This is a genomic window from Microcoleus sp. PH2017_28_MFU_U_A, from assembly GCF_020738035.1.
Taxonomy (GTDB): Bacteria; Cyanobacteriota; Cyanobacteriia; order Cyanobacteriales; family Microcoleaceae; genus Microcoleus.
Genome location: NZ_JAEQCX010000199.1, coordinates 1 through 5,721 on the forward strand (window position 1 = coordinate 1; position 5,721 = coordinate 5,721).

The 5,721-nt window shown below is 41.8% G+C and carries 2 protein-coding genes; both read left to right on the forward strand.

The genetic code is table 11. From position 1 onward, the window contains the following. A partial coding sequence (locus JGK14_RS33330; RefSeq protein WP_325315981.1) for an RHS repeat-associated core domain-containing protein occupies window positions 1–4,267 on the forward strand: 4,267 nt, incomplete at its 5' end. An 8-nt stretch (window positions 4,268–4,275) separates the two neighbouring features. Beyond that, window positions 4,276–5,451 carry a HEAT repeat domain-containing protein gene (locus JGK14_RS33335; protein ID WP_325315982.1) on the forward strand — a complete coding sequence of 392 codons (1,176 nt, stop codon included), beginning with the start codon at window positions 4,276–4,278 and terminating at the stop codon, window positions 5,449–5,451. Window positions 5,452–5,721: the final 270 nt, after the last annotated feature.

Below are 5,721 nucleotides of genomic sequence, written 5' to 3' on the forward strand. Positions count from 1 at the left end.
AGGTGATTTGGTTGCTGTTAAGGATAGGGAGAATAATACGACTAGCTTTAAGTATGAAGCTGCGAATAATCCTCACTTTTTGACTGAGGTGATTGATTCTCTTGGAAGGACTGGGGTGAAGACTGGATATGATGATTCTGGTCGTTTAAAGCAGATGATTGATGCCAACGGTTCTGCGGTGGAGTTGATTTACGATCCGAATAATTCGCTTCAGAAAGTTAAGGATGTTTTTGGGAAGGAAACGACTTATGTTTACGATGCGCGGGGGAATGTAGTTCAAAAAGTAAATGTACTTGGGGGGATTACACAACAAACTTTTGATGAAAATAATAAATTGCTAACCCAAACCGACCCTCTCGGCAACACAACAACATATGCCTACGATAGTGGTGGAAACCTCATCTATATTACAGATCCGTTAGGTAATAAAGCCTATTATAGCTATAACAACTTTGGGCAAGTCACAAGCAGAACTGACCCGCTAGGTAATACTATTAGTTATACCTACGACAAAAGAAGAAATCTTCTCAACACAACTAACGCAGAAGGTAATACTATAAGAGAAACCACTAACCAGTTTGGTAACACTACTTCACTGACAGATGCTAACGGTAACAAGACACGATTTGAGTACGATGACTTCGGCAATGTTATTCGTCAGATTGACGCTTTTGGCAATGAAACGGCTTATACCTATAACAGTAATGGCGACCAAATCACAGAGACCGTTAAAGTAACAACCCTGAATGGTTTGCGACAACAGACAACAAGCTGGACTTATGATTCTCAAGGTCGAGTTCAGACTAAAACTAATTCAAGAGGCAATGTCATCAGGCACGAATACGACATACTCGGAAATTTGACTGCGGTGATTGAAGAGGGTACGATCGCTCGCCGTACTGCATATCGCTATAATGCTAAAAACCAACTTGTAGAAACTTTGTACGCTGACGGTACATCAGAGAAAAGTGTGTATGACGAAGCAGGTCGGAGAATTGCTGAAACCGATCGAACCAATCAAACAACTCGCTATATCTATGATGCTTTAGGACGGTTAATTGAAACCATTTATCCCGATAGCACACCTGGAAACCTCGCAGATAACCCTAGAACTAAAAGCGAATACGATAAGGCAGGTCGCATAACTGCTTCTACCGACGAACGAGGCAACCGTACTGAGTATGAGTATGATAAGGCAGGTCGTCGAACCCTGGTTCGCGATGCACTGAGGCGTGAAACTACTTATACCTACGATGCGATGGGGAACCTGCTAACTGAAACGGATGCCCTAGGTCGAACGACAAGGTATGCTTATGATAAGGTGGGACGCAGAACAGAAACTTACTTGGCCGATCGCACTGGCGCCATAACCAAATACAATAAAGCGGGACTCAAAGTTGCCGAAACAAATCAAGCCGGTCAAACAACTAATTTTGTTTACGATGCCCTAGATAGACTGGTTGAAGTAATTCATCCAGATAGCACACCTAACGACCTGTCTAACAACCCCAGAACTAAAACAGAATATAACGAACTAGGTTGGGTTAATGCTTCCATTGACGAGTTGGGCAATCGCACTGAATACGAATATGATGCAGTAGGTCGCATAATTGAGTCTCGCAGTAGCTGTGCTTGTCGCCGCAAAACCTACACCTATGACGAGTTTGGAAATCGGATTACCGAAACCGACCAACTAGGACGTACTAACAGGTTTGTATATGATGAGCTAGGTCGCATCAAACAAACTTATTTTGATGACAACACTTATACGACTACTGCTTACGACGACCTCGGTCGCCTCATTTCCATAACTGACCAAGCTGGCAAGAAAACGGCATTCGAGTACAATATTCGAGGACAACTCGTTGCTGTAGTAGATGCTTTGCAAAAAAGAACTGAATACGGCTACGACTTCAGTGGCAACTTAACCAGCATTAAGGATGCAAACAACAATATTACCCGCTACGAATACGACAAACTTGGTCGTCGCATTGCTATAATTTTGCCCAAAGAACAGCGGTCAGAAATCACCTATGATGCTGTTGGAAATGTGTTGAGTGCCAAAGATTTAAATGGCAAAACCGTTACTTACGAGTACGACAAACTTAACCGCTTGGATGCCGAAAAGTTCCCCGATGAAACCTCGCTCAAGTATACTTACACAAGTACCGGACAGCGCCAAACAGCAACTGAAACAAAGGGTGGAATTGTTCGCACTACGACTTATGAATACGACGAACGCGATCGCTTGATTTCTCGGACTGAACCTGATGGACGGAAAGTTGAGTATACTTACGACAAGGCTGGCAATATCGCTGCGGTAAAAACTCCTTCCGGTACTGCGATTAACACTTATGACAAGTACAACCAGCTCAAAACTGTGACTGACCCGGATGGTGGGCTGACGGAGTACACTTATGACAAAGTTGGCAACCTCATCCGCACAAAATTCCCTAACGGTACTGTTGAAATTCGCGAGTACGACAAACTGAATCGCTTGACTTTTATCAAAAACTTTAGAATCGATCCTGTATCGGGACAGGATGTGGTAATTTCTAGTTATCGCTACACTCTTAATGCCACAGGACAGCGGACGAAAGTAGAGGAAAATAGCGGTCGGATTGTTGAGTACATCTACGATGATTTGTATCGATTGATTGAAGAAAAGATTGTTGACTCTGTTGCAGGCAATCGTACTATCCAGTATGGCTATGATGAGATAGGAAACCGCGTGACTCGCAATGATTCAATAGAGGGCTTGAAAACTTACACTTATGATGAAAATGACAGGTTACTGAATGAAACCCTCAACGGTCAAGTCACTACTTACGCTTACGACAACAACGGTAATCTCCTTTCCCGTTTTAAGAACAATACTGATAAAGCAGTCTACACTTGGGATTTTGAAAATCGCTTGATAGGGGCCCAGGTAACAGATGCTTCGGGAACTCGCAATATTGAGTACCGATATGACGCTGATGGGGTGCGGGTGGCAACAATAGTTAACGGACAAGAAACTCGTTATTTAATTGATTCCAATCAGCCTCATGCTCAAGTATTGGAAGAGTATTCTCCCAATGGAAATTTGCAAGCATCTTATGTTTATGGATTGGATTTGGTTTCTACTGAGAGAGGGAGCGATCGGGCGTTCTATCATGTAGATGGGCTGGGAAGTACGAGAGCTTTAACTAATGGCGCTGGCAATGCGATCGACACTTATACTTATGATGCTTACGGGAATTTAATTGGGAAAACAGGCAATACGGTTAATAACTACTTGTATGCGGGCGAGCAGTACGATCCGAATTTGGGTGACTATTACTTGAGGGCGAGGTATTATGATACGGAAACCGGACGCTTTAGCGCTAGAGATCCGTTTGAAGGGGTTTTAACTGAGCCGCTGTCTTTGGCGAAGTATCCTTATGTTCACGGAAATCCGGTGAATGCAACTGACCCGAGTGGATTGTTTTTACAGGAACAGAGTTCAGTTATGTCCATTCTTACTATTTTGACAACGATGACCTATATCATGGGTAGATCTCCAATAGGGACTCTTAGTACACTAGATGGGGACAATGCCTTAGTTCCTGGATATTTAAAAAATACCAGCCATAAAGGAGTTAATAAGTTCCTGAATACTGCAATAACTGGAAAAAATTACCAGATTATAAGAAAAAAAGTTCAAGAGTGTAACACAACGGTTGGAGCAGGTAACTGTGACTTGGAGGGATTCCCAATTATTGTTTGGGGACACGAGATACCAGAAATTACGCAACATACGCAAGAGGCTATTGTCCAGACTGGGCAGTCTTTCCTAGCTCGCATTTCCCCTGGGTGGAACAATACTCCTACGGGCCGTGTGAAAAAATATTCAAACGGAGCCGAATATCCAGCTCCGTGGTATGATTTTACGCCAGAGTGTCCTTGGGATAACGATAATCCCATGCGATACTTTAATTCTCGCTCTGGTCGAGACTGTGATGAGTACCCATACAACTCTACTTTACAAGGTGGCCCCTTGAATTACGATGCTGGTAAGGTTTCTTTAAAGCTTGTTAATAGTCAACAAAACAAGACTCAAGGTGTTTTCCTTGGTGGTGAATTTGATAAGAACACTCGCGGATTTTACCAATACGCTCCTGTTTTGCCTAACCATCCCAAAGACAGTTGGTTTGGAGTTCAAGTTACTCACGATCAGACGCATTGGATAGATAAAGAGGGTAATGAGCGAGATATAAATACAGGTGCTCCCTGGTTTCCATTTTAAAGAAAGTTATGACTTCAGAATTAACCAAGGCTTTAAACCGAATCTTAAGCTGGATAGAGCGACATGAACCCTCGTGGATTGAGTATCTATACCCTGGCTTATCAAAGGATGAGATAGATGACTTAGTAAGAGATTTACCAATCCAATTTTCTCCTGAACTCTATGAACTTTATCAGTGGAGAAATGGTGCAGTAGAAGGAGATGAGTGGAAGGAAACAGCTTGGATATTTCATAGTTGGACTTTTAGACCTCTACAAGAAATCGTTGCAGAGCTGCGCCAGGATATCTTCACACATCAAACTCTCCAAACAGATAACATAGCCAATGTAGATATAATTAAGCCTTATTGGAAAGATTTTAAGTATTTAAATATTTTTTATCACATTTTATGGGAAGATAATGGGTACGTTTTAATTAATAACATACTAATTTTTTGTCCGATAATTTTTCAGCGACTTGAAGAAGGAGAGTTAACTTTACTTGAAAAGTATACAAGTTTAACCAGTATGATGCTAACCATCGCAGAATGTTATGAAGCAGGAGCTTACTTCATAGGGGATTATATTTCTCGCAACCCTGAAAAAGAATATCAAATTTGGCGTAAATATAATTTCCAGATTATAGAATTTGCTCTACAAGCTATTCAGCAAGGCTCTTTGTGTGGTCGGTTTTTTACATATTTCTCCAACGACCTAATCGAATTTAAAGAACCAAGAACTGTGGAGCCTCTAATTCAAGGGTTGCAATTACTCAATCATCAGAATGTAGAGCGATTGAACCAGCAGAATAACGATCCATTTCTCTATTACGATCCCAAAGAAGAGGTAGCCAGAATTTTGGGAGAGTTAGGCGATACTAGAGCTGTGCCTGTTCTAATTGCCACTCTCAAAGACGATTGCCATAATAACTGGGATTACGCAACTAAAGTCAGTGCAGCAAAGGCCCTGGGTCAGCTCAAAGATGAACAAGCAACTTACCCTCTCATTGAAGCTTTACAAAATAGCGAGGGTGAAGTTCGACATATGGCAGTTTGGGCGTTAGGTGAAATCGGAGATTTAAGAGCAGTAGACTCTCTAACTGATGCTTTGCGAGATAGTGATTATAGGGTAAAACAAGCAGCAAATGAAGCCTGGGATAAACTGGCTGCAAAATTTCCTGAGATTGATGAAGAAATTCCTTTTTAATTTATACTTTTGGAGAAAGCGTTACTGTCTCCTACAATTTAAGCGTTGTTGCTGATACTTCTGCACCTAAAGTCAACCTAATTGCCAGCAATAATAATGTGAATCTTGGTGATTCCGTCACCTTCACCGTCAATGCTGTCGATAACGTGAAAGTCGAGTCTTTGGGCTTAACTAGGGCTTGCTGAAAAATCAATCACATATTGCGTGGCATAGGTTTAGATGGCGCGAGGGAGAAAAAAGTGCAAGATAAACAGGTAATATAGATCAAAA